The sequence below is a fragment of the Vibrio sp. 1CM23M genome (assembly GCF_023161755.1).
GTDB lineage: Bacteria > Pseudomonadota > Gammaproteobacteria > Enterobacterales > Vibrionaceae > Vibrio > Vibrio coralliirubri.
On the sequence record NZ_JALNTR010000001.1, the window covers coordinates 1,058,517 to 1,082,677 of the forward strand.

At 44.7% G+C, this 24,161-nt stretch carries 20 protein-coding genes; 10 read left to right on the forward strand and 10 right to left on the reverse strand.

Annotation, left to right across the window (positions count from 1 at the left end):
• Positions 1–2 precede the first annotated feature (2 nt).
• On the reverse strand, positions 3–860 hold the full coding sequence (locus MSG35_RS04490; protein WP_248383027.1) for a hypothetical protein: 858 nt from the start codon (positions 858–860) through the stop codon (positions 3–5).
• A gap of 258 nt (positions 861–1,118) precedes the next feature.
• Between MSG35_RS04490 and MSG35_RS04495 the strand changes: the two genes are divergently transcribed.
• Entirely contained in the window at positions 1,119–1,298 is a 180-nt protein-coding gene (locus tag MSG35_RS04495; RefSeq protein ID WP_248383028.1) for a hypothetical protein, read from the forward strand.
• 154 nt (positions 1,299–1,452) lie between these two features.
• Here the strand turns inward: MSG35_RS04495 and MSG35_RS04500 are convergent, their stop codons facing one another.
• The 3 genes from MSG35_RS04500 to MSG35_RS04510 form a co-directional block, all read right to left on the reverse strand.
• Entirely contained in the window at positions 1,453–1,656 is a 204-nt protein-coding gene (locus MSG35_RS04500) for a hypothetical protein (RefSeq protein ID WP_052880474.1), read from the reverse strand.
• Between the two features lie 461 nt (positions 1,657–2,117).
• Positions 2,118–3,746 (reverse strand): ABC transporter ATP-binding protein, encoded by a 1,629-nt coding sequence (locus MSG35_RS04505; RefSeq protein ID WP_248383029.1) that lies wholly within the window; start codon positions 3,744–3,746, stop codon positions 2,118–2,120.
• Positions 3,747–3,758: 12 nt separating this feature from the next.
• Positions 3,759–4,253 (reverse strand): hypothetical protein, encoded by a 495-nt coding sequence (locus MSG35_RS04510; protein WP_029235272.1) that lies wholly within the window; start codon positions 4,251–4,253, stop codon positions 3,759–3,761.
• A 240-nt stretch (positions 4,254–4,493) separates the two neighbouring features.
• Between MSG35_RS04510 and MSG35_RS04515 the strand changes: the two genes are divergently transcribed.
• Positions 4,494–6,854, forward strand: a complete 2,361-nt coding sequence (locus tag MSG35_RS04515; RefSeq protein ID WP_248383030.1) for an ATP-binding protein — start codon at positions 4,494–4,496, stop codon at positions 6,852–6,854.
• Between the two features lie 194 nt (positions 6,855–7,048).
• Here MSG35_RS04515 and MSG35_RS04520 read toward each other — a convergent pair whose 3' ends face one another.
• Positions 7,049–7,795, reverse strand: coding sequence for a flagellar brake protein (locus MSG35_RS04520; protein ID WP_248383031.1), 747 nt, complete (start codon positions 7,793–7,795; stop codon positions 7,049–7,051).
• Between the two features lie 274 nt (positions 7,796–8,069).
• Between MSG35_RS04520 and MSG35_RS04525 the strand changes: the two genes are divergently transcribed.
• From MSG35_RS04525 to MSG35_RS04535, 3 genes are read left to right on the forward strand one after another with little or no spacing between them, the layout of a single operon-like run.
• Complete coding sequence (locus MSG35_RS04525) at positions 8,070–8,354, forward strand: GNAT family N-acetyltransferase (RefSeq protein ID WP_004732803.1); 285 nt, start codon at positions 8,070–8,072, stop codon at positions 8,352–8,354.
• 11 nt (positions 8,355–8,365) lie between these two features.
• On the forward strand, positions 8,366–9,514 hold the full coding sequence (locus MSG35_RS04530) for a phosphotransferase (RefSeq protein ID WP_248383033.1): 1,149 nt from the start codon (positions 8,366–8,368) through the stop codon (positions 9,512–9,514).
• Positions 9,504–10,685 (forward strand): MFS transporter, encoded by a 1,182-nt coding sequence (locus tag MSG35_RS04535; RefSeq protein ID WP_050620146.1) that lies wholly within the window; start codon positions 9,504–9,506, stop codon positions 10,683–10,685. Before MSG35_RS04530 ends, MSG35_RS04535 begins: the two co-directional genes overlap by 11 nt.
• 826 nt (positions 10,686–11,511) lie before the next feature.
• On the opposite strand, the gene MSG35_RS04540 is transcribed toward MSG35_RS04535, so the two are convergent.
• From MSG35_RS04540 to MSG35_RS04550, 3 genes are all read right to left on the reverse strand, one after another.
• Positions 11,512–13,179: an FG-GAP repeat protein gene (locus tag MSG35_RS04540; RefSeq protein ID WP_248383034.1), complete on the reverse strand. Its 1,668-nt coding sequence runs from the start codon at positions 13,177–13,179 to the stop codon at positions 11,512–11,514.
• 367 nt (positions 13,180–13,546) lie between these two features.
• Positions 13,547–14,464 carry a DMT family transporter gene (locus tag MSG35_RS04545; protein WP_248383036.1) on the reverse strand — a complete coding sequence of 306 codons (918 nt, stop codon included), beginning with the start codon at positions 14,462–14,464 and terminating at the stop codon, positions 13,547–13,549.
• Between the two features lie 332 nt (positions 14,465–14,796).
• Positions 14,797–15,690: a DMT family transporter gene (locus MSG35_RS04550; protein ID WP_248383038.1), complete on the reverse strand. Its 894-nt coding sequence runs from the start codon at positions 15,688–15,690 to the stop codon at positions 14,797–14,799.
• Positions 15,691–15,813: 123 nt separating this feature from the next.
• On the opposite strand from MSG35_RS04550, the gene MSG35_RS04555 reads away from it, so the two are divergent.
• The gene (locus MSG35_RS04555) at positions 15,814–16,296 is read left to right on the forward strand and encodes a MarR family transcriptional regulator (RefSeq protein ID WP_010432677.1); all 483 of its coding nucleotides are present in this window, start codon (positions 15,814–15,816) and stop codon (positions 16,294–16,296) included.
• Positions 16,297–16,394: 98 nt separating this feature from the next.
• On the opposite strand, the gene MSG35_RS04560 is transcribed toward MSG35_RS04555, so the two are convergent.
• Both MSG35_RS04560 and aceB read right to left on the reverse strand, forming a co-directional pair.
• A complete protein-coding gene (locus MSG35_RS04560; RefSeq protein ID WP_008220964.1) occupies positions 16,395–16,835 on the reverse strand; it encodes a heme-binding protein in 441 nt (146 codons plus the stop codon).
• A 101-nt stretch (positions 16,836–16,936) separates the two neighbouring features.
• Positions 16,937–18,562 carry a malate synthase A gene (gene aceB, locus MSG35_RS04565; protein ID WP_248383040.1) on the reverse strand — a complete coding sequence of 542 codons (1,626 nt, stop codon included), beginning with the start codon at positions 18,560–18,562 and terminating at the stop codon, positions 16,937–16,939.
• 313 nt (positions 18,563–18,875) lie between these two features.
• Between aceB and gcl the strand changes: the two genes are divergently transcribed.
• From gcl to MSG35_RS04585, 4 genes are all read left to right on the forward strand, one after another.
• Positions 18,876–20,648, forward strand: coding sequence for a glyoxylate carboligase (gene gcl, locus MSG35_RS04570; RefSeq protein ID WP_248383042.1), 1,773 nt, complete (start codon positions 18,876–18,878; stop codon positions 20,646–20,648).
• Positions 20,649–20,764: 116 nt separating this feature from the next.
• Positions 20,765–21,541 carry a hydroxypyruvate isomerase gene (hyi, locus tag MSG35_RS04575; RefSeq protein WP_102511279.1) on the forward strand — a complete coding sequence of 259 codons (777 nt, stop codon included), beginning with the start codon at positions 20,765–20,767 and terminating at the stop codon, positions 21,539–21,541.
• Positions 21,542–21,578: 37 nt separating this feature from the next.
• Complete coding sequence (locus tag MSG35_RS04580; RefSeq protein WP_248383044.1) at positions 21,579–22,475, forward strand: 2-hydroxy-3-oxopropionate reductase; 897 nt, start codon at positions 21,579–21,581, stop codon at positions 22,473–22,475.
• A 242-nt stretch (positions 22,476–22,717) separates the two neighbouring features.
• Positions 22,718–24,028, forward strand: a complete 1,311-nt coding sequence (locus MSG35_RS04585; RefSeq protein WP_086969211.1) for a glycerate kinase — start codon at positions 22,718–22,720, stop codon at positions 24,026–24,028.
• Positions 24,029–24,161: the final 133 nt, after the last annotated feature.

The following is a 24,161-nucleotide window of genomic DNA, read 5'->3' on the forward strand; positions in this document are numbered from 1 at the left end:
GCTTAGTTATTAGTGATCTTATAAGAAGCTACTTTGCCTTTAAATAAAAACGGGATAAATAGGGTATCAGTACTATCATCAACACTGATATCCGCAGCACTAATATCTACTGTACCTAAAAGAGTGCGCTCTTTATCTGTAATTTGATAGATTTCACCCGCAGGGAAATGGCTGACAATGAGTGAGCCATTATGCTCAGTTACGCCATCTAAGCCACCAAGGCGGTAACTGGTATTCATTAATGTTACAGACTTACTCGCGAGGTCAATTTTGTAAACCGAGCCGAACTCGTCTGGTTCAAATTGTTGAGCCAGTTTGCTTGCCATGTTAGCGACAATCAGTGTATTTCCCTGAACCAGTAATCCGTTAGGATGTGGTAGGTTCTCGTTTTCCAGCCATACAACAAGCTCGCCTTCAACGAGGGTGTAGATTTTTCCTGATGCTATATCCCCTACAAATACCTGCCCTGAATGACTAATGGTCAGGTCGTTAAGCATAACGGCATCTTTTGCTTCGATACTCTGGAGAATGTGTCCTGTTGCTACATCAATAATGTGTACTTTTTTGCCATCTGCAACATAAAGGTTGTTTTGAAACATTCCCATACCGGTTGGCATTCCTAATCCATCAACCCACTTTAGTTGGTTTAGTTGTCCATCTTTGGATAGCTTGCTGATAAAGCCGTTTTGTTCTCCATTAATATTTGTGACATAGACCCACTGGTGCTCGGGAGACACATACACTGATTCTGGCCCGGAAAAACCTGATAGCTCCCATTGAGGGGACAGAGAGGCAGCCTGACTTGCATGAATAAAGAATAAGGACAGTCCCAAAAGTACTGATGTTAAGTTTAAGTGCATGATTTTACTCCGTAATGGAAAATTGACTTCGATATGACGCCCAGCATAAGCGTAGCTGGTTTTGGTGAAGTATGGCGTCTTCCATTCCATTGAAATAGAGTGATACAGTCAATTTATAATTGATTATTTAGAAATAATAACCATGGAAGTAGGTGCTAAAATACCTATTATAGTCAGTTTGGCACTTAATGGGATGTGTCTACCTTCTCTTATTGTACTGACGAGATAATAAGATTTGAATTTAATTCCGGAGTAAAAATGTCGATTGATGCACTAAGAAAGCTCGCAGCTACAGACTCTGAGTCAGTCACCTATGAAGTGACACCAGACCCAGTTTTATGCAATGCGGATATCACCAATACAAAGCAACGTCCGTTTATTGTGAATAAAGAAGAGTATCCATTTAAAAGTGTAGTGGTTCATCAAACTGGCCAATAAGATAGGGGTTTCCATGCATATTCTTATGTCAATGAGATTAGTGTTGTTCCTTTCGTAACAAGGTTCTGTCCAGAACCGTGTTTAAAAGTAGGTAGTGGTTAGGGGGGGAATTGGTGATCTTAATTACACATCCCTGTGTAACGTATTCTGAATGTCAGCTGGCTTTAAAGCGCTTCATAAGTTGACTAAAGCATGGAATCAGGCTTTGCACAGTCGGCGCATCGGGAATCTCATTTACAAAAATCATAAAGCGCTGTGCTTTACTTTTATCACCTTGAGCAGTCCCTGCTAGTATTGCTTGAGCTAAAATTACATGCTCAGCGGTAACGTCCTTATTCGAAAATTCGTGAATCAACATAGAAAATCCTAATAAGTATAAATACGGATATAATAATACAATATATTGATGTTTATATCGATAGCTTATGGCATCCATCAATGTCAGATTTGTGTGAAAACAATACTGGACAGTGAGCTTAGTGGCTTTCCATATTTGTGCTAATTCGTGATTTGCTAATACTTGGTTCTCCGAAACTCATTTCAGTCCAAAAACGAGATGAACGAAGCCGCTCTGCGACTATGACTTGATTACCAGCTAACCCTGTTTATAGTCCGTCAATTTTAGCAAACCTTCATAATCATCGGCACGAATCACTGAGTTGGCTTTTCATATACGCCAGAAACGAAAAATGTCGCATCCATGCGACATTTTTCTTTTGGCGGCCAAACCAGTCTTGCTATATCCATTCTAGAGTTCAATCCATTAGGAGATTATTCAGAATGTACTTTTAAGACGCTGTTAATATTGATTAGTTCCCTTTATGCGGCATTTTTTTTCGATTTATTTTCTAAGTCGAATGAGGCTGCGATCAGTTTCTTGGTGTAGTCGTTTTTCGGCGTATTGAAAATCTCTTCTGCAGACCCTTCTTCCATCACTTCGCCCTTCTGCATCACCAGTACGCGATCCGACAGTGCTTTTACTACCGAAAGGTCGTGGCTGATGAACAGGAAGCCGATATTGTGCTTGGCTTGAATGTCTTTGAGTAGGTCAATCACGGTCAGTTGTACTGAGCGATCGAGTGCCGAAGTTGGTTCGTCCAGCAAAATAAAAGAAGGTTCAAGAATCAGCGCGCGAGCAATCGCGATACGTTGTCTTTGTCCTCCAGAGAACTCATGCGGATAGCGGTTAATTGAGTTTGGCTCTAAACGAACCTCAATCAACGCTTTGCGAGCTCTTTCTAATCTCTCTTTCTTGGATAGATGAGGTTGATGCACCGTTAAGCCTTCGGTGATGATCTCCCCAACCGTCATCCGTGGTGATAAAGAACCATAAGGGTCTTGGAACACCATCTGAACATCTTTCTTAAGCTTGTGACGTTCTTTGTCGTTCAATAAGCTGACGTCTTGGCCTTTGTAAACGATGCGTCCGCTGCTTGGCAGCAAGCCGATTAATGCACGTCCAAGGGTCGATTTACCTGATCCAGATTCACCAACAATGCCTAGCGTTTCGCCTTGCTTAAGATTCAACGAAATGCCTTTTACGGCTTCGAAGTACTGGCTTTTACTCTTGATAAAGTGTGATTTGACCAAGAACTGAACTCTGATGTCGTCAGCGCACAATAACTCTGGGGCTGTCGCTTCAACAGGAACCTTAGCGCCTTTCGGAATCGAGTTAATCAGCATGCGCGTGTAGTCGTGCTTAGGGTTATCGAACAGCTCTTGCGTTTGCCCTTCTTCAACCAATTCCCCTTTACACATGACGAGTACACGGTCGGCAAAGTGTTTCACGACGCCTAGGTCATGGGTGATGAACAAAATCGCCATACCCATTTTGCCTTGAATCTCTTTGATAAGAGAAAGTACTTCCGCCTGAACAGTCACATCCAATGCGGTGGTGGGTTCATCGGCAATTAGAATATCCGGTTCATTGATCAGTGCCATTGCGATCATGATGCGCTGTAACTGACCACCCGAAAATTCATGCGGGTACTTGGTGTAAGCCTGTTCTGGCATTGGTAAATGAACCAGATTGAAGAGCTCTAGTACGCGCTGTTTTGCTTTTGATTTCGATACATTACGGTGACACATAATGGCTTCTGCCACTTGAATGCCAACACGAAGGTAAGGATTGAGAGAGGTCATCGGCTCCTGAAAGATCATGCCGATTCTATCGCCACGAATTGACTGCATCTCTCGCTCAGTCTTGCCAAGAATCGATTGCCCCTCAAACTCGATGTTTGATTGCTGATCAATAATCGCGTTATCAGGAAGCAAACGCATAAGCGCGTTGGAAGAGACGGATTTACCTGAACCTGATTCACCAACAATGGCCAAGGTTTCGCTTGAGTTAAGGGTAAAGTTAACCTTTTTGACCGCATCAATGATTCCATCATTGGTTGTGAAGCTAACGGAGAGGTTATTGACTTTAAGTATGGCCCGGTCCGACATGATATATCCTTATCAATTTAAGACATTAGGTGAAGATTGAACTTCTGACGTTGTTTTAAGTTGCCCAAAATGGTGATGAGCACGTTGAATTTGTTCTAGTTCGAGCATCCAATGCGAACTGCGCTGAGCGCTACAAAAAGCGATCAGGTGATTGAGCAAATCTTCGCTCTGCTTTTCCAATAACCCAAAGGTACGTTGAATCAGCTCAGTGTTCTCCAGAGAGATAAATTGCATCAGAGCGTAAGATTGATTCAAGGTATCGAAGGCTTGTTGATGCTGACCTAATCGGTTGAGTATCTCTGATTGAGCGACACTTGCGTCTCTCAACCCGGCAAGCAGGCAGGCAAATTGGCAAGGCTTAATATCGCTTTGGTATGCTGCATCTTGGATGTGATGAGGAAGTGAGGTTAGAACATCACCATACAGGCGCTGTGCTTCAGGCCAGTGACCTTGTTCCATTAACTGTTCAGCTTTTAGGTAGTGCATCCAGCATCGTTCAATTTCCATATCCACATCCTCAATTTATAATATCTGAAAATGTTAATGATATTTATTATCAATTGCAAATTAAAATCATTCACACGTTAAGTTGGTGAATTAAATGACGAGCTATTCCCAAAAATGGCTTAAATTGTGTGTTATTTGTTCAGTTGAACAGCTGTGTAGCGTAAGTCACTAAATTTGTAGGAAATTACATCTACACTGATTTTATCTACACCCAAGTAATGAAGGACTAAGGAGGCGGCGATGGCGATGCAAAGACTCAATACAGAACAGCTGTATCAGGTGGCGGATTTAGACAAGCTACCATGTAAGTCGACCAAAGAACTGGCTCCAATTGACGAAATCGTCGGGCAGGAACGGGCACAAAAAGCCGTTGAGTTCGCGATGTCAATCAAGGAAAAGGGTTACAACATTTATGCGATAGGGCGAAATGGTCTGGGTAAACGCACCATGATCTTGCGCTATCTGAACCGTCACCCTCAAGAAGTGCAGGAGCTTTTTGATTGGTGTTATATCGCGAACTTTGAAGATATTCGTACACCTAAGGTACTGAAATTGCCGCGTGGCGTTGGCAGCAGCTTAAAGCAAGATATTGAAAAATTGATGCGTAAACTGCTGAAAGGTATGCCTCTAGCGTTTGATAACGAGATGTACTTTAGCCGTGCTGACAGGCTTAAGAATCAACTGGCAGCTAAGCAACAAGCCGCGTTAGAAAGCATTAGCCAAGAAGCCAAAGACAAGGGCATTAACCTGACGATCACCACTCAGGGTGATTACCAGTTTGTGGCCATGAATGGTGATGATCTTCATACCGAAGAGAGCTTCGATCTGCTTTCGCCGGAAGAACAAGATCAATTTGATAAAACTATTGATGGATTGGAAGTCGGCCTACGAACCATTTCTCGTGAACTGACGGAACTTGAAGAGACGTACACTGAGAAAATTCAAAAGCTGAATGATGATACGGCGCGAGATGTGATCACTCACTTCATCAAGCAATTGAAGAAGGATTACAGCCAATATCCAGACATCAAAAAGTACCTAACGGCACTGCGTAAAGACATTGTCGACAACGCTGATATCTTCTTAGAAGAGAGCACTGAGCAAGCCGAAGTTGCAACCGCTTCTTTGGATAAGAAAATGCCGCGTCGCTACAAAGTTAACGTGATTGTGAGCCAAAAGGAGGAGACTCTGCCGATCGTGGTGGAAGAGAATCCAAATTATCACTCTCTGTTTGGCTATGTAGAAACGGCAACGTTCAAGGGCACTGTCTTTACTGACTTCTCATTGATTCGCGCAGGTAGCTTACACAGAGCCAACGGTGGCGTATTGCTGATGGATGCGGTGAAGGTACTTGAGCAGCCGTACGTTTGGGAAGGCTTGAAACGAGCGCTGCGTTCACGTCAATTGAGTTTCACTTCATTAGAAAAAGAGGTGACCCTAACGGGGGCGGTATCGCTTGATCCTGAACCGATTCCATTGGACGTTAAGATCATCCTGTTTGGCGACTACCGAACTTACCAGCTGCTGCAACATTACGATGCGGAGTTTGGTGAACTGTTCCGTGTGACAGCCGACTTTGAAGATGAGATGAAGCGCACCGCGGATTCTGAAATGCATTACGCGCGCTTTATTTCAAGTATTGTGCACGACAACAACATGTTGCATTGTGACCGCAAAGCGATTGCTCGCATCATCGAGCACAGTTCTCGTCAGGCGGGTGACCAAGGTAAATTGTCTCTGCACTCGGCACACATTGCTAATCTGCTTCGTGAGTCAAACTATGTGGCGAGAGGCTCAAAATCGAACCTGATTCGTGCAACACACGTTGACCAAGCGTTATCTAACCAACAGATGCGTGTTGGACGATTGCAAGACAGCGTAATGGAAACCTTCACCAACGGTACAACGCTGATTCATGTGGACGGTGAAGCGGTTGGGCAAGTGAATGCGCTGTCTGTACTCAGCACAACCGATCATATGTTTGGTGCGCCAAACCGAATCACGGCTACCACCGCTTATGGTGATGGTGAAGTTATTGATATTGAAAGAAACGTTGACCTAGGTGGCAGTATTCACTCGAAAGGTGTGATGATCTTGTCGGCTTACCTTTCTTCTGTGTTTGGTAAGACAGCGAAAGTACCGCTCACCACTAACATCACCTTCGAACAATCGTATGGTGGCGTCGATGGTGACAGTGCGAGTATGGCCGAGTTCTGTGCGGTGGTGTCAGCGTTTTCTAAGCAGCCAAACCGTCAAGACATCGCGATTACAGGCTCGATGAACCAGTTTGGTGAGTCTCAGCCAATTGGTGGAGTGAACGAGAAAATTGAAGGTTTCTTTGATGTGTGTGAAATCAAAGGGCGTTCAAACGAACAAGGGGTGATCATCCCACGTTCAAATGTTCACAACCTGATGCTGCGTAGCGATATCGTGAAAGCGGTTGAAAAGGGCGAGTTTAATATCTGGGCGATTGACCATGTAACAGAAGCGATTGAATTGTTCACAGGCAAAGCCGCTGGTGAAGCAAGTGATGAGGGTAGCTATCCAATTGATACTATCTTTGGTATCGCCCAAGCGAAGCTGAACGCACTGCGTAAATAGCTGAAAATCTAGATACAAAGTTTAATAGCTAAATAGATAGTTAAAATAGCTAAACAAACAGATAAACAGTCAAAACGCAAAAGCCATCGATTATAGAGTCGATGGCTTTTTTGTTGGTTACGATTTGGTTCGCTAGTGAGCTATCTGTATTTGGTCAGCTTGCTGTATTCGGTGAAAGTCGCGTCTTAAAGGCGTTACCCATTTCGCAAGCAGAGCTTGGTGCCATCGAACTTCAGTTTTGCCAATAAGTGTTTGGCGTTAGCTCGGCCAATATCATCAAATTCGACACCGTATCGAGCGTAGTGCGTCGATTTCTGCAGATTACAGACGATGCCTCTTAATGGCGGAATCAATGGGCCATTGTAGTTCTCAGGGGTTATCTCAATAGACACTCGATCGGCAATCTGAATCGCACGGGAGGTCGGCGAAGTAACGAAACGACAACCACTTTTCGATAAGTCTCTTATCTCACAGTTTGCTCGCTGGTCGTTGAAGATGATTCTTGAAGCCAGATTCACTTCATAGCGTGTCTCTTTACGCAGCTGAGTCACTTGCATCGTGCTTGGTGTAGACAGCACAAGAATAGGGAAGGGTTCACCAATCTTATGGTGAATTTGGCTTCTAAAGTGGATAAGTGCGCCTTCACCTCGCAGAGAATACGCTCGAGCAGTCATCCAAAAACCTTCTTGAAAGAAAAAGTTCAGATCTTCATTGGATACCTCGGGAACCTCAACCACAATACAGTTATCACTGTGCGTTCCGATAAACCTGGTGGTGGCGAGAAACTTCGTGCCAACGGGAGTCGAGACATTTAATGTCAGCTCACTGCCGTGCTCAATCATGGCCAGTGCATCAGTGCTATTGATGGTGGAAATAGTGCGATTACGAGGGTCTTGAAGTGCCTGATTATGCTCCAAAGGCTTCTTCAGGGGTGCGTTCATTATATGTTCTCCATGCGCCAACATGCGTCTGTTAGTTATATTGGTAACTTGCTAACAAGGGGTTATTACGTGCTACATTTAGTGAACGTACTCACATAGTTTTATAGAGTGCTTTTTATCATTGCTGATTTTATATTAAGCCGATTGCACTGAATTATTTGCTGTGTTTGTAAGTACTTAGTTTTATTTATATGCACTTGCGTTAGTCTATTACAAGGAACTCATACTTCAAACTTTTATTGTTTGTCGTATCAATTATTTGCAGGAGTTGAGAATGCAGGCAGTAAAATGGGATCAAGAAGTGAACCAGATCACGGTAGAGCTAGAACCCAACCAGTTCGCCGTCGTTAAGTATCAAAAGGACGGAGATGTACTACATATCACGTCGACACGCATTCCTGATGAACTGCAAGGCAAGGGCTTTGGTAAGGTGATGATGGAGTCGGTATTGCCTGAAATTGAACAGGCGGGTTTTAAAATTGTTCCGGTGTGTAGTTACGTAGTGCATTACATGAACAGGCAGCCACAGTGGTCACATCTTCTATCCGATAAAGCATAATAACGAGTAATATGTCTCAATCAATATCATCGAATAATCGAGCTCAACCTGAAGCGAGTTCAAGTCAAAATCAGCCAGAGCTTTATCAACAAGAGTCTTATCAAAATGAGCTTTATCAAAAAATTGCGACCTCGTTGGGGGGGCATGAAGGGTTTGATGTCCAAGTGATTCAACGCCTGTGGGGTGGATATGGCGAGTTAGTTCGCTTAGTCTTTTCTCAAGCAAGCTGTGTTGAACTCAAGAGTGTGATTGTTAAACATGTCGCGTTGCCAGATAAAGCCGAACATCCTAAAGGGTGGAACACCAAACTCTCTCACCAACGAAAGGTACACTCTTACCAAGTGGAAACGGCTTGGTATCAGTCGTTCACCCAACAATGGGATGAGCGCTGCCCAGCACCTGTTGGGCTGCAATGTGAACTAAAAGAGAATGAGTGGCTGATTGTGATGCAAGACTTAGCGGATATAGGTTTTCCGTTAACCTCTCAGTTTGATGTGCTTGCTGCTTCTGACTATCAGGTATCTAGTTACACACGAGAAGAGCAAAAACAACGCGATGCTTGCCTTAAATGGCTCGCTAACTTTCACGCCAAGCACATCAATATCAATCAAGAGCAGTCATCATCATTGTGGCAAGTCGGTACTTATTGGCATCTAAATACACGTCCTGATGAGCTCAATGCCTTAGCTGATTTGCCATTGAAGAATCAGGCCAAGCACATCGATCGTTTATTAAAAGAATGTCCATATCAAACCTTAGTCCATGGCGATGCTAAGCTCGCTAATTTTTGTTTTGATTCTGAAAGCGAGCGCGCGGCTGCGGTCGATTTCCAATATGTGGGCCACGGCTGTGCGATGAAAGACGTGGCCTTGTTCATGAGCAGTGCTGTGAGGCCGCAAGATTGCGCAGAGCTTGAATCAGAAGTCCTGGATGCTTACTTCCACTACTTGAAAGAAGCATTGGCGTACTATCAGCCACACCTTTCGTTCGATGAGGTAGAAGCCGCATGGCGACCCATGTTTTACGTGGCGTGGGCCGATTTCCAACGCTTCGTAAAAGGCTGGAGCCCGGAGCATTGGAAGATTAACTATTATACTGAGCTGCTGACCTTACGAGTGCTCACTCAATTAGACGAACAGGAGTCCGTCAATGTTCGATAGAACCGCGAGCTGGAAAACGCCGCAAAACTTTTTATTACTGATTTCGATTGTTGTACCGATCGCGTTTTCGAGCTGGATGGCTTTGCTTAATAACTTCGTGATTGAGAAAGCGAACTTTGACGGTGCAGATATAGGCTTGCTGCAAAGTGTGCGTGAGATTCCGGGCTTCTTAGCGTTTACTGTGGTGTTTGTTTTAGCCTTCATTCGTGAGCAACGCTTCATGTTGATATCGTTGGCGATGCTCACTGTGGGCACCGCGATTACCGGTTTATTCCCTTCACTGACAGGCCTTTTGCTTACCACTATTTTGATGTCGACGGGTTTCCACTATTTTGAAACGCTGAAGCAGTCTTTGTCACTGCAATGGCTAAGCAAAGAAGAAGCGCCAGAGATGCTAGGTAAGATGATCTCAGTCGGCGCACTGGCATCTTTAATCACTTACGGATCTATCTGGGTGATGCTAGAACAGCTGAAGCTCGACTTTGCTTGGGTGTACGGTATTACTGGCGGGATTGGTTTTATTCTAGTTTTGGTGATGACCTTTGGCTTCCCTGAGTTTCAGACCAAGACGCCACAGAATAAAAAGTTGGTACTGCGTAAGCGTTACTGGCTCTACTACGCGCTAACGTTTATGAGCGGCGCGAGACGACAAATCTTCACCGTGTTTGCAGGCTTCTTGATGGTAGAGAAGTTTGGTTACTCAGCTGCCGACGTCACATTGTTGTTCTTAGTTAACTACCTGTTTAACTTCTTGTTTGCGAAGCGCATTGGTCGATTTATCGGTGTGGTTGGCGAGCGCAAAGCGTTGATCTTCGAGTATGTGGGTTTGATTGGTGTGTTTGTCGGTTATGGCTTGGTGCAAAGCGCGGAATGGGCGGCGGCACTTTACGTGATCGATCACCTGTTCTTTGCATTGGCGCTGGCGATCAAAACTTACTTCCAGAAAATCGCAGACCCTGCAGACATGGCATCAACCGCTGGTGTCTCTTTCACCATCAACCATATTGCCGCAGTCGTTATTCCGGTCGTGTTTGGTGTGATTTGGTTGTCGTCCCCTGCAACGGTTTTCTACATCGGTGCTGCGATGGCGGCGGTTTCTTTGGCGTTGTCTTTAAACATTCCTAAGACACCTGAAGAAGGTAATGAAGTACGAATGTTTAGCTGGCGTTAATGCTAGGTAGAGACAAATAAAAAGCTCCAATATCGCAATTGGAGCTTTTTTTTATGTGCTAGTTTATGGTCGAGAAACGATATGCTTTAAACGGATGAACTTGAAGACTCGGATTTACGAACAGTAAGGTAAGGTGTGATATACCTTATCAACGCGAGACAAAATAAGCAGTTTTCGCTTCAGTTCTCTTGTTCAAAGGAATGTGTATAGCGGCCTAAATGGACAAATATCGTATGTTGGGTTCGAATCACGATTTTTGAATTGAGTTTAGTGTGATAGGTCGAGTGAAAACTCGACCTTACGACTAAGTTAATACACGTGAATGGTTTATTTAATAACCGAGAAAAAGAGTGCAGCTATTGATAGTACTGTGGGAATTATCATTCCGAAGACCATAAATTTCATTTTCATCCAATATAGACTTCTCTCATACTGATGAATTCTTTCCAACAGAAATAATATACGATCCATTTTTATATCTTCACCACCAAAAATAAGTGATAGTTCACTTTCATAACCTGATCTCATTCCAATGTTCCTACTTTTTAGTGACTAATAGTATTTTAAATAAAACTTTATAATAACTTACCTTGGCTCTGATTAATTATAGAGTGGTTGATACCATCAACAATGGATACGGGTATAAGTAAAGTCACCGAGTTTATTAACAGTAAAATAATCCGCTAACGTAAAATAATTAATAAATCACAATAAAACCCTAGATGTGAATATCTACGTTATTGATTCCATTAATTACTTTTCTCAAGTGAGGGTTGTAGTTCGGTTCCTCATACCTTTTCAGCTGATGTACAGTTACTTTACTGATTTAGAAAATGTACACGGCTCCAGCGTCTTTCCAAGAATTGTCACTCCAATCGAGAAGAGGATCAGAAGGATGTCCAGGTGCTCCGATAGCAAGCTCGTCAGTGCCGGGTTTAAACATCATTGATTTTCCGAACTCTTCTTTTACACCACTGACACTATCACCCGTAAAAACCCCTTCCCATGCATAGTCTCGATCACCATAGCTAGTTAGGTGGTAAATATAAACAGCACCATCTGGGTCGCCACCAACTTCTAAGGTATCAGAGCTGTGATGAAAACCAAATCCACGCCATGGGGCAAGCGGGGCGGATACCGCTAGATAACCATTGTCACTAAGCGAAATACCAGTACCAAACTTTTGCCCCTTAAACGCTTTTACTGGATCTATTGTATCGACGTTTGACCAAAACCCTTTTTGTGAATCGTATCTATAACTCAAAACTTGATCGATCCCCGGAGCTCCAACAAGAATGAGATCTGCGTCTTTATTTATAGTCACTGAAGACCCATAACCACTGTTCTCAGTTGGAATAGGTAATTTCAGTATGGTTTCTAAGTGCCAAATATCATTGTATTCGTTTGGAGAGGGATTAAGACGGTATACATAGACAGCACCACCGTGTTGGACTTCGCTTCCTGTCCCTTTTCGCATTGAATCCATAGGAGCACCAACAACTAAAACGTTGTCTTGTGCAATAGCGACACTAGCACCGAACCTTGCATCTACAGCTAGGTCATCTGGACGCTTTAGTTTCAACTCATTAGGGTGACGTAAAGTTTTTATGCCCGATTCAGGAGCTGCTGGAAAGTTGAGGTCTTTATTGATGAAGAATGAGACTTCCCCTGCATCATTTTTTTCGGGGTCTCCCATGATGATGATACCGCCATTTTCACCTGAACTAGCTAAAGCTTGCCCACTTGAATCGCTGTAATTTTTAAGCGAAAGTTTTGGACGCCCATTATTATCGTGGTGCATTTTGTTAATATGAACTAGCACTTCTTTTTTCGTCGAACACGTAGATGTTGCAAGCATCATGTCTTCGAAAGTGTTACCTATGCCCACCAGACTATTCGTTGTTTTTTGTCCGTCAGTGTTATAGCTCGTACTATTAGCTATGTATTCATCATAACCATAATTACCACTTTTCTGCTTTGTGTAAATATCAACTACGCGAGTTGTATCTTTACCTGAATTGACAATTAAATGGTCATTTTGCCAAGTTATAGCTTCGCCAAATCGAACGTTGTTCCACTCAGAATGGTCAAGATATGTTTTAACGCGGATGACAGTTTGTTCTAGATTCTTTAATTGAAATTGTGGGGATTGAACAAGACAATAATCATTATCTTTGCAGGCTAACAGTTCATAATCAGAAGAAGCGGCATCAAAATCGACGAGGTCGATCTTTAGTTTATATGAAGTACCAGTGATAGAGGGGTCAACTACTTCGCTAATTAAACCTTGAGTCGAGGGTCTATAACGTATCAACTTATAATGTTTAATGCCTTCAATTTTATTCCATTCCAAAAGTATGCTTTTAGCTTGAATTGATTGGGATACGGTCAGAGAAGAGTTGTCTTGGTGAGTGTCTGATGATGGAGATGAACCACTTCCACATGCAGATAAGTTTAAGGCGGTGAATATAAGAAAAATGTACTTTTTGGTCATTGTGACCCTCCATAAGTAGAAAATTAACTCGAAGTGTTGATGAGTACCTGAAACTCTGTTTATTGATTAGTTGAGCCGTAGGATAATTACTAATCCCCGTTAATTCTAAATTTAAATTGTCAACATTACTTTTCAATAAACGTGATGTTTAGCACTTTACAAAGGCTTTAGTTTTCTAATTATTCAACCTACGATCGAATCAGTTACGCTAGCTTTAATGCACGTAATTTCGGAAAGTAGAGTAAACAGAGTTTATATGCGGCTGGAAGTGAGAGAGAGGTTTAAGTCGGAGTGGTAACTAAATAAAACCCTAGAGACTCATTGCGAGCCCTAGGGTTATATATACAGATTATTAGTCTAGCTTAGCCTAGTTGCTACTTACTGTTTTCAAAGAAGAGCGTAGCTTGAAGATTCCCTTAGGTGCCTTGGTCAGCAAGATGCCACAAAGTAGAGGGATCATCATAAGCAGAGATTGTTCAGATAGAACCTCACCATTGATGTAGCAAGAGATCAGTAGCGCAACCACAGGGAAGATTAAGAAGCAGATAGATGCTTGGAACGGCGTCGAAACCTGTCCTAATTTAAAGTAAGCCACAATGCCGCCAACACTCGCCACAAAACCTAGGTAAACCACGGCTGAGATTGAATCCCAAGTGAAGGATTCAACATTAACGCTTTCACCCATTGCAGAAACTGCGAACAAGAATAGGGAGGCAATTAAGCTCGGTACGGCGTTGTAGGTCAGTACTTCAATGCCTTTGCAGTGCTTTTGAACTAGCACATACATCACTGCGTGAATCGCAACAGCAAGGCCTAAGCAAACCGTGCCAATAAGGTAGTCATCACCACCCATTTGCATTTCATTGCCAAGGATTAAACATAGGCTCACAACAGCTGTGATCAAACCAAAGATTTGATGTTTCGCCAATCGTAGACCTAAGAATAAGCCAGACATCAGCATGACAGCGACTGGCATGTTGGCGAAGATGATCGACGCTAGACCAGAAGAGATGTATTGCTCACCATAGATCATCAACGTAAACGGAATCGCGAAATACATCAGCGCAACAATAAGCAGCCATTGGCGCTTACCTTTAGGGAACAGCAGTGGTTGGTTGAAGACTTTCGCCAATACCGCAAGCAGAGGTGCTGCAAGTAAAAAGCGCAACGCAGTAGCAAAAATAGGTGGGATAGAATGCAATGCTACTTCCATAGCGAACCAAGTGGTTCCCCAAATTAAGCAAACAGAGACAAAAAGCAAGATAGTTAGCGACTTCGAATTCATGGTGACTACTCATTAATAATTATTTTAAATCATAGGCTTGTGGCGCCTTAATGACGTGGCACAGTATAGAAAGGTAGTCGGAGAAAAGTTTTGCCTTTTTATCTCTAATTTGAGTTTTTTGTAGGAATAAAATCTTTAATATAATTATTTTATAGAAAATAAATTCACTTTAGATAGCCTGAGTAAAGTCATTGTTCTTTGTGAGGTCTAATTTTGATCAGGAAGTAATCAACTCGTCTAGTATGGCTGTTGGGTTATTGCTATCAGCATAGCAACAAAAAACGCGCCTACAATTAGGCGCGTTTTTGATCAATACGTTTAAGAGGTTGCGTCTACTGCGTAACAGGCTTAACTTGTTTGGACTGTCTTACTGCCAGAATAAGCTGCGGTAGTAGTGACATCACGATCATGCCGGTCATTAGTGAATACTGGACTGCAGTGAAGGATTCACCCATTAACACCATACCGGTCACGATGCCTGCAACTGGGTTTGCAATACCACCGAAGGTGAAATCAACCACTGACATACGTTGTAGTAACCACACATACATGCCGTATCCCAGCGCTGTGTTTAGCCCAATAACCCAAACTAATCCCATTGCATTACGAGTATCGAAATGAGTCACGGCATTAACATAAGGCTGCGGGTCGATGAATGCATGAACGCCAGACGCGATAGACAAAATCGTACCTCCCAGAATCAGTTGCCACGTGAGTACCTTCCACCAGTGCATGCGGTTACCCAGTGACTTGGTAATGCTGCTGCCGATGACAATACACATGATTGCGGCAAACATTGCGCCTAAACCGATTGGGTTCAGAGCAATTTGGCTTGGGTTAAACAGTATCCACGCTAAGGTGATCAAGCCAATACCTGAAAGGGCTTGAATCAGATGTGGGCGCTGTTTTTTCACTACCCAGTGGAAGATCATCGCGAACACAGGTACAGAGATCATGCCCACGCCAGAGATTGCTGAAGGTAGCGTCAGCGCCATCACGAAGATTAAGCCAAAGAAGGTCGCAATATTGATAAGGCCTAGTGTGAAAATGATTTGCCACTCGCCTTTTTTAGGCAGTGTTGGTTTTACTGCTAGCAATAACAAACCAGCAGGTAACGCACGCAAAGCACCCAATAATAATGGTGGCCACTCCTGTAGCGTAAATTGCGTCACTGCATAGGTTGTTCCCCAAAAGAACGCGGGGATCATTGCTAATAATATGTTCATCTGAAATATCTTTACGTTAAGATAACTATTGTGTGAACTGTATACTGAGAACTAGTGGTTGTAAAGTATCTTTATGTTAAACTAGTTTGAAGTAATCAGACTAACAACGGAGCGAGATTGCAAATGGATGCTATCGACCGCGTAGTAGAGCAATGGGCAAAGGAAAAGCCCGAACTAGAAACTGAGCCTATGGCAATGATGGGTCGGATTATGCGTATTGCCAAGTATATGGAGACGCAAGTTGCCGAGCTTCATAAAAAATACGACATGAAGCTGGGTGAGTTTGATGTGTTGGCGACGTTGCGACGTTCTGGAAAGCCTTACCGACTGACGCCATCTGAACTGATTGGATCCATGATGCTGACATCTGGCGCGATGACCAATCGCCTTGATAAGCTAGAAGCTAAAGGGCTAATCAGTCGTGAACACAGCAAAGAAGACAGACGCAGCGTGAGTGTTCAGCTAACCAAAGACGGTCTTATTCTGATTGACCAAATGATGACAGAGCATGTCGAAACGCAGAAAAAACTGGTTAAATCATTGTCTGCGAGTCAGAAGAAGAACACCAACCAACTTCTGAAAACATGGTTGAGTGCGTACGAGTAGTTTTGCTGATCTTCCTTTAGATTCAATAAAAAACCGAAGCCTAATAGCTTCGGTTTTTTGTTCTTGTTTAAGAACTTCAAGTACAGCGAATTGGCGAGTTAAGCTTGCAGCATCTCGTCACTGAACAGCTCAGCACAACCAATGCCATTAATGGCGCAGCTTTCGTCGATGTCTGAGATGTCACCGCTGACACCAATCGCGCCAAGTACCGTTTTGTCCTTATCTCGAATCAGTAGACCCCCTGGCACTGGCACCATGTTTCCGTGTGCGAGTACGTTTACGGCGGAGATGAATGCTGGTCGGTTGTCTGCATCTTGGGCGAGTTTTCTAGAGGAACAGCCCAGTGCGAGTGCTCCCCATGCTTTAGCGATCGCGATGTCTGGTCGCATCATGCTAGAGCCGTCTTGACGTTGCAGAGAAATCAGTTTGCCACCACTGTCTAAGACAGCGACCGTCAAAGGTTCTGTGTGGATCTTGTTTCCTGCTTTTAAGGTGCCATCAATGATGGTTAACGCTTGTTGTAGAGTCAAACTTCCCATGTTATCTCCTAGTTTTTCAAGGGGCCATGTACCAAACTAAGTCAGCCGAACATTACTCTTGTTGTGAATATCATCGACTGATTCAGCTCGGTACAAGAGTCCTAACTGGACTCTTGTAATAGCCCATAGCTGGGTAAAGTTAGGAAGGCAGCGAACTCTTCGGCTGTAGAAAGTTGATAGAAAAGATCGGCTGTCTCTTCAAATCGACCTGCTGCATAGCGTGAGTCTCCGACTTCATGTTTTATGGTGTCCAGCTCTTGGTAAAGCCAAGAGTGGAATAGTGATTTGGTAAAGGTTTGGCCATCATCGAGAGTTACCCCGTGGTGGATCCATTGCCAGATATTGGCTCTCGAGATCTCAGCGGTCGCCGCATCTTCCATCAGGCCGTAGATAGGTACACAGCCGTAGCCTTGAATCCAAGCTTCGATGTAATACAGCGCGATGCGGATATTCTTACGAACGCCCGCTTCGTCGCGGCTGCCTTCACAAGGTTTTAGCAGAGAGTCTGCATTGATCACATGGTCTGAGCTTTGGAAGTCCATTTGGTTTACTTTGCCATCGAGGTGCTTATCGAAGATCGACATCGCTAAATCAACCAGTGCAGGGTGCGCGACCCAAGTGCCATCGTGTCCGTTTTGAGACTCTCTCTGTTTATCTTCAATGACTTTGGCCGTCACTCGCGCCATCTCTTGCGGGTCTTTCGCTGGAATAAAGGCTGACATACCACCCATCGCCAGTGCACCACGAGCGTGACAAGTACGCACCAACAGTTGGCTATAGGCGTTGAGGAATTCTTGGTCCATGCCGATTCCGTGACGATCTGGCAGGATGCGGTCTTTATGGTTCTTCAGCGTTTTGATGTAGCTGAAAATGTAATCCCAACGACCGCAGTTCATTGCCACGATGTGATCACGCATTGCATACAAGATCTCTTCCATCTGGAACACGGCTGGTAGCGTTTCGATCAATACTGTCGCGCGAATGGTGCCTTTTGGTACATGGAAATAGTTTTCGGTGAAGCTGAAAATATCGTCCCACCATTGTGCTTCTTCCATGCTTTCAAGTTTTGGAATGTAGTAGTAAACCCCTAAACCTTGTCGTGCACGTGATTGATAGTTGTGGAAAAAGTACAAGGCGAAGTCCATCAAGCAACCGCCGATAGGCTGATTGTTGAATTGAATGGACTGCTCTGGAAGGTGAATCCCTCGTGGGCGGGCAATCAGCAGTGCAGGATCGTCGTTTAACTGGTAACGCTTCTGCTTTTTCTCATCGAAGTAACTAATGGTGCCAAGGTTGGCATCTCTTAGGTTGATTTGCCCTTCGACCATATTGGCCCAAGTTGGGGAAGACGCATCCTCAAAGCAACACATGAAGACTTTCGCGCCTGAGTTTAGCGCGTTGATCACCATCTTTCTTTCGATAGGGCCGGTGATCTCTACGCGGCGATCGAGTAGCTCTGTTGGAGGCGTTGCTACCTTCCACTCTTTATTCTGACGAATGGAAATGGTGTCTTTTCTGAAATTGGGTAACTCACCCTCGTCATATTGAGCTTGTTTTACGTCGCGGTCACTTAGCAGGGCATGACGGCGATCTCCAAACTTATTGACGAGAGCTTCTAAGAATTTTAATGCATCTTTAGACAAGATCTCTTTGTACTCGGAGTTGTCCATATTCCCGAGTACCTGCATACACTGTACTTCTTCTCTCTCTTTTACGTCATTCATCATTGTTGTCTCCTTTGAACAATACGATGTCACTTTGTATACAAAATGCTCTTTTTAAGGATATTTATATTGCATAAATTGTAAACAAGCAAAGGGTATTTAACATTTGTTTATCATTTGGTCTTTTTGTGATTTATTTTCACGTAAAGATATTTTATGTAAAGCAATGAATTGTAAGCTTTTCAGGGTGGGTGCTTACTCAGAATGGCAGTGTGATGTAACGAAATTGTTTCATTTTGGGGTTGATAAATAGCGAGGATGGTTCATAGTACACAAAAGTTAGTTTAATTGTATACAATCTGAACTGGAGGTTCGAATGGCAATTATGAAAGCGATTGAAGCAGCGGTAGAGGTGCTTAAACGTGAAGGTGTAGACATCGCATTTGGTGTTCCCGGCGCAGCAATTAACCCTATGTATGCGGCTATGAAAAAGCTCGGAGGAATCGACCACGTCTTAGCTCGTCATGTAGAGGGTGCATCCCATATGGCTGAAGGGTACACGCGTACCAATCAAGGCAATATAGGTGTGTGTATTGGTACTTCTGGTCCTGCGGGTACGGACATGATCACGGGGCTTTATTCGGCGTCTGCAGATTCGATCCCAATTCTATGCATCACAGGCCAAGCGCCACGTGCTCGTCTTCACAAAGAAGATTTCCAAGCGGTCGACATTGAATCCATCGCTAAGCCTGTGACTAAGTGGGCGACTACGGTGCTGGAACCTGCACAAGTGCCACGCGCATTCCAAAAAGCCTTTCATTTGATGCGTTCGGGTCGCCCGGGTCCAATCCTGATTGATCTACCGATTGATGTTCAGCTGGCTGAAATTGAATTTGATATCGATACCTATGAACCGCTAGAACCTTACAAACCACAAGCAACTCGCGCGCAGGTTGAGAAAGCGTTAACTATGATGTCTCAATCGGAAAAACCGTTGATTGTATCGGGTGGTGGCGTGATTAACGCTGGCGCGTCCGAATTGTTGCAACAGTTTGCCGAGATCACTGGTGTTCCTGTGATTCCAACCTTAATGGGTTGGGGATCGATCCCGGATGATCATGACTTAATGGCGGGCATGGTGGGGCTACAAACGTCCCATCGTTACGGTAACGAAACCATGCTCAACTCTGACTTTGTGTTTGGTGTCGGTAACCGCTGGGCAAATCGTCATACCGGCTCTGTGGATGTTTACACCGAAGGCCGAAAGTTCGTACATGTGGACATTGAACCAACCCAAATCGGCCGCGTGTTTTGTCCAGATTTAGGCATTGTTTCTGATGCGAAAGCAGCACTAGAGCTAATGATCGAAGTGGCGCAAGAGTGGCGTGATGCAGGCAAGTTGCCGAACCGAAATGCTTGGGCAAGTGAGTGTCAGGAACGCAAATCGACCATGCTGCGTAAAACCAATTTCGACGAAGCACCAATGAAACCGATGCGTGTTTATGAAGAGATGAACAAGGCATTTGGTCGTGACACTTGTTATGTGAGCACCATTGGTTTATCGCAAATCGCCGCCGCTCAGTTCCTGCATGTTTATAAGCCTCGTAACTGGATCAACTGTGGTCAAGCAGGCCCGCTAGGTTGGACTACACCCGCTGCATTGGGCGTACGAGCTGCCGATCCAAATCGCGATATCGTTGCTATCTCTGGTGATTATGATTTCCAATTCATGATCGAAGAACTGGCAGTAGGTGCGCAGTTCAACTTGCCATACATTCATGTGTTAGTGAACAACTCATACCTAGGTTTGATTCGCCAAGCACAGCGTCAATTTGATATCGATTACTGTGTGCAATTGGCATTTGATAACCAGAATGCGCCAGAGCTTGAAGGCTACGGTGTTGACCATGTGGCAGTTGTTGAAGGCCTTGGTTGTAAGGCGATTCGAGTTCGCGAGCCAGACCAAATTGCAGCAGCGTTTGAGCAAGCAAAAGAGCTGATGAACAAGCATAAAGTACCTGTTGTTGTTGAGCTGATTCTTGAGCGAGTAACCAACATAGCGATGGGCGTTGAGATCAACGCTATTAACGAATTTGAGCCACTTGCCGAAAGCCGCGGCGATGCTCCAACGGCGCTAGCGTACAAGTAATCATTAAGTAATGTGTATCCGTAGAGCTGAGGTTTAGCTCTACGGAAAGCCTCCAATAGAGCGCGGCTTTACTACAAATAACCAGATTTTTACAGATAAAGAATAAGGACAGAGTCATGGCAAAATTTGCAGCAAACTTGTCAATGTTATTCACGGAAGTTGATTTTATGGATCGCTTTGAAGCTGCCGCAGAAGCGGGCTTTCAAGGTGTGGAATACCTTTTTCCTTACGCCTTTGATGCTCAGGCAATCAAAGTAAAGCTCGATGCTAATAACCTAGAGCAAGTGCTATTTAACTTGCCTGCGGGTGATTGGGACGCTGGCGACCGTGGTATCGCGGTCGACCCTGCACGAGTTGAAGAGTTTCAAGCGGGTGTACCTAAAGCTATCGCTTACGCAAAAGCGCTCGGTTGTACTCAAGTGAATTGCTTGGCCGGGATTGTTCCGCAAGGTGTGACCCAACAAGATGCGCAATCAGCGTTTGTGATTAACCTGCATTACGCGGCAAACGCGCTAGCAGCAGAAGGAATCAGCTTAGTGATAGAAGCGATCAACACCCGTGATATTCCGGGCTTCTTCTTGAACACCACAGAGCAAGCCAAAGCGATCATCAAAGAGGTAGGGAGCGATAACCTTTCTATCCAATACGATATTTATCACATGCAAATTATGGAAGGCGATCTTACGCCGACCATGCAGCAAAACATTGGCCAAATCGCACACGTTCAACTGGCTGACAATCCAGGTCGACACGAACCGGGGACGGGAGAAATCAATTACCCATTCGTGCTCAATTATCTTGATGAACTTGGCTATCAAGGGTGGGTTGGCTGCGAATACAAGCCGAAAACAACAACGACAGAAGGCCTTGGTTGGCTACACCAGTACCGTTAATTACGTCTGGTAACCCTCAAACGTTAAGGAGAACAACATGTCTAAAATTGCATTTATCGGAACTGGCATCATGGGGAAACCTATGGCGAGTAACCTTCAAAAAGCAGGTCACGATTTGATTCTGTCGGATCACTTTAATGCAGCACCTGCCGATCTTGTGGCAGCAGGCGCAACGGTCTGCCATTCACCCGCAGAAGCGGCAGAGGCGGCGGATATCATTATCTTAATGGTGCCTAACACCCCTCAAGTAGAAGAGGTGCTGTTTGGTGATAACGGTGTCGAGCAAGGTCTTACTGCTGGTGGGGCGACGGGCAAGCTGGTTATCGATATGAGTTCTATCTCACCCATCGCGACTAAAGCTATTGCAGCGCGTATCAACGAAGGTGGTGCGTCATACCTTGATGCTCCGGTATCAGGTGGCGAAGTAGGCGCTATCAATGCGGCGCTGACTATCATGGTGGGCGGTGAGCAAGACGCCTTTGATAAAGCCCGTCCGCTATTTGAAATCATGGGTAAGAACATCACGCTGGTGGGTGATAACGGTGCAGGTCAAACGTGTAAAGTGGCTAACCAGATCATCGTTGCTCTGAATATCGAAGCGGTGTCTGAAGCCTTGGTATTTGCTTCAAAAGCCGGTGCCGATCCAGCACGCGTTCGTCAGGCTCTATTGGGCGGCTTTGCTAACTCTAAGATATTGGAAGTGCACGGCGAGCGCATGGTTGAAGGCACATTCGACCCGGGCTTTAGGATCTCGCTTCACCAGAAAGATCTGAACTTAGCGCTAACGGGCGCACAAGAGCTAGGGGTCGCACTGCCGAATACGGCGAATGCTCAGGAGTTGTTTGGCGAGTGTGCCGAAATGGGCGGTGAAGGTTGGGACCACTCTGCGCTTATCCAAGCGATTGAGAAACGTTCTGACCACTCGATTCGTTAATCTAGTTAACGGTTTGTCCGTTTAGTGGTTAGTCAATCAACCGATTATCCGTTAATTAATTAGGGCTGCTATCGATTCGTAGCCCAACAGTTTGTTTATAAATCGCGTAGTTTCGTCTCCTTTTATACGCGTTCCTGATACGAGGCAAAGGTTGAAGTTGTTCCTTTCCAACTTGATCTTAGCAGGCACCCTTTCGCCTTGTATTGGGGTTCTTTTTTTCTCCGTCAACTAAGGAGTGGCTGATGGACATTGATGCTAAGCAGTTTCTGCAAACCCTTTTCTCAAGTGCTGTTAATCAGGCGCTACCTAAAAATCACATCGAACCTTTTCTTCCTCAAGATATTTTTTACCGCTCTGCTAATCAAGCTGGGCGAACTGTGGTGATAGGAGCAGGAAAAGCGGCCGCGTCAATGGCAGCAGAGCTTGAAGCGGTTTGGCAGGCAAAGAAACAACAAGACCTTGCACTGCGTGATCTTGAAGGCTTAGTGGTGACTCGTTATGAGCACACCGCACCTTGCGAACACATTGAGGTGATTGAAGCGGCTCACCCAGTACCAGATGCGATGGGGTTAGAAGTAAGCCAGCGTATGCTGCAATTGGTGAGTGGCTTGAGTGCTGACGATACGGTGATTTGCCTACTGTCTGGCGGTGGCTCTGCTTTACTAAGCTTGCCCGGCGGCGACATCAGCTTGGCAGAGAAGCAACAAATTAATAAGGCGTTGCTCAAATCAGGCGCCGCCATTGATGAGATGAACTGCGTTCGTAAGCATTTATCTTCTATCAAAGGTGGGCGATTAGCGAAAGCTGCTTACCCAGCACGAGTCGTGTCACTGGCGATTTCAGATGTGCCGGGAGACGATATTAGTGTGATTGCATCGGGTCCGACCGTACCAGACACCACCACCCGTTTTGATGCGATGGCAATACTGGAACGCTATCGAATTGAAACACCACCTTCGGCATTCGAATGGTTGAACAACCCAGAGTCAGAAACGGTAAAGCCGGATGATGAGTGCTGGAAAAACGCCGAGCACCATATTATCGCGACACCAATGTCTGCATTGGAATCCGCTGCTGCAGAAGCTGAAGGCTTAGGCATTCCGGCTTATGTGTTGAGTGATTGCATAGAGGGGGAAGCGCGAGATGTCGCGAAGGTTCACGCTGCGCTGGCTAAGCAAGTGGCCAATCATAAGCACCCATTTGAGACGCCTTGCGTGATACTTTCTGGCGGCGAAACCACGGTAACCGTTAAAGGCAATGGTCGCGGTGGGCGTAACTGTGAGTTCTTGTTGAGCCTATATAACGAACTCAAAGGCCAAGACAACATATTTGCATTGGCTGCTGATACCGACGGGATTGATGGCGTGGAAGACAATGCGGGTGCGTGGATTACCCCACAAACATGGCAGCAAGGTTCGAGCCTGTCGCTTAAAGCACAAGACTATCTCGATGCCAACAACAGCTACGATTTTTTCAAGCAAGTCGATGTGCTTCTTACCACGGGGCCGACGCTAACTAATGTGAATGACTTCCGCGCGATATTGATTCTTTAATTTGAACAGTTCAAAAACACAGTATGGAATGGTCGCTTCTTAACAAATAGAGCGGCCATTTTATTGTTATCAATGCGGTGACCTTGAGTTCTGAAATTATCTTCTGGACTAATGAAGCACGTTGATTACTATG

Bases quoted from the DNA above. Each gene is read 5' to 3' on its own strand.
- MSG35_RS04490 (WP_248383027.1), bottom strand. From the start codon at position 860: ATGCACTTAAACTTAACATCAGTACTTTTGGGACTGTCCTTATTCTTT.
- MSG35_RS04495 (WP_248383028.1), top strand. From the start codon at position 1,119: ATGTCGATTGATGCACTAAGAAAGCTCGCAGCTACAGACTCTGAGTCA.
- MSG35_RS04500 (WP_052880474.1), bottom strand. From the start codon at position 1,656: ATGTTGATTCACGAATTTTCGAATAAGGACGTTACCGCTGAGCATGTA.
- MSG35_RS04505 (WP_248383029.1), bottom strand. From the start codon at position 3,746: ATGTCGGACCGGGCCATACTTAAAGTCAATAACCTCTCCGTTAGCTTC.
- MSG35_RS04510 (WP_029235272.1), bottom strand. From the start codon at position 4,253: ATGGAAATTGAACGATGCTGGATGCACTACCTAAAAGCTGAACAGTTA.
- MSG35_RS04515 (WP_248383030.1), top strand. From the start codon at position 4,494: ATGGCGATGCAAAGACTCAATACAGAACAGCTGTATCAGGTGGCGGAT.
- MSG35_RS04520 (WP_248383031.1), bottom strand. From the start codon at position 7,795: ATGAACGCACCCCTGAAGAAGCCTTTGGAGCATAATCAGGCACTTCAA.
- MSG35_RS04525 (WP_004732803.1), top strand. From the start codon at position 8,070: ATGCAGGCAGTAAAATGGGATCAAGAAGTGAACCAGATCACGGTAGAG.
- MSG35_RS04530 (WP_248383033.1), top strand. From the start codon at position 8,366: ATGTCTCAATCAATATCATCGAATAATCGAGCTCAACCTGAAGCGAGT.
- MSG35_RS04535 (WP_050620146.1), top strand. From the start codon at position 9,504: ATGTTCGATAGAACCGCGAGCTGGAAAACGCCGCAAAACTTTTTATTA.
- MSG35_RS04540 (WP_248383034.1), bottom strand. From the start codon at position 13,179: ATGACCAAAAAGTACATTTTTCTTATATTCACCGCCTTAAACTTATCT.
- MSG35_RS04545 (WP_248383036.1), bottom strand. From the start codon at position 14,464: ATGAATTCGAAGTCGCTAACTATCTTGCTTTTTGTCTCTGTTTGCTTA.
- MSG35_RS04550 (WP_248383038.1), bottom strand. From the start codon at position 15,690: ATGAACATATTATTAGCAATGATCCCCGCGTTCTTTTGGGGAACAACC.
- MSG35_RS04555 (WP_010432677.1), top strand. From the start codon at position 15,814: ATGGATGCTATCGACCGCGTAGTAGAGCAATGGGCAAAGGAAAAGCCC.
- MSG35_RS04560 (WP_008220964.1), bottom strand. From the start codon at position 16,835: ATGGGAAGTTTGACTCTACAACAAGCGTTAACCATCATTGATGGCACC.
- aceB (WP_248383040.1), bottom strand. From the start codon at position 18,562: ATGATGAATGACGTAAAAGAGAGAGAAGAAGTACAGTGTATGCAGGTA.
- gcl (WP_248383042.1), top strand. From the start codon at position 18,876: ATGGCAATTATGAAAGCGATTGAAGCAGCGGTAGAGGTGCTTAAACGT.
- hyi (WP_102511279.1), top strand. From the start codon at position 20,765: ATGGCAAAATTTGCAGCAAACTTGTCAATGTTATTCACGGAAGTTGAT.
- MSG35_RS04580 (WP_248383044.1), top strand. From the start codon at position 21,579: ATGTCTAAAATTGCATTTATCGGAACTGGCATCATGGGGAAACCTATG.
- MSG35_RS04585 (WP_086969211.1), top strand. From the start codon at position 22,718: ATGGACATTGATGCTAAGCAGTTTCTGCAAACCCTTTTCTCAAGTGCT.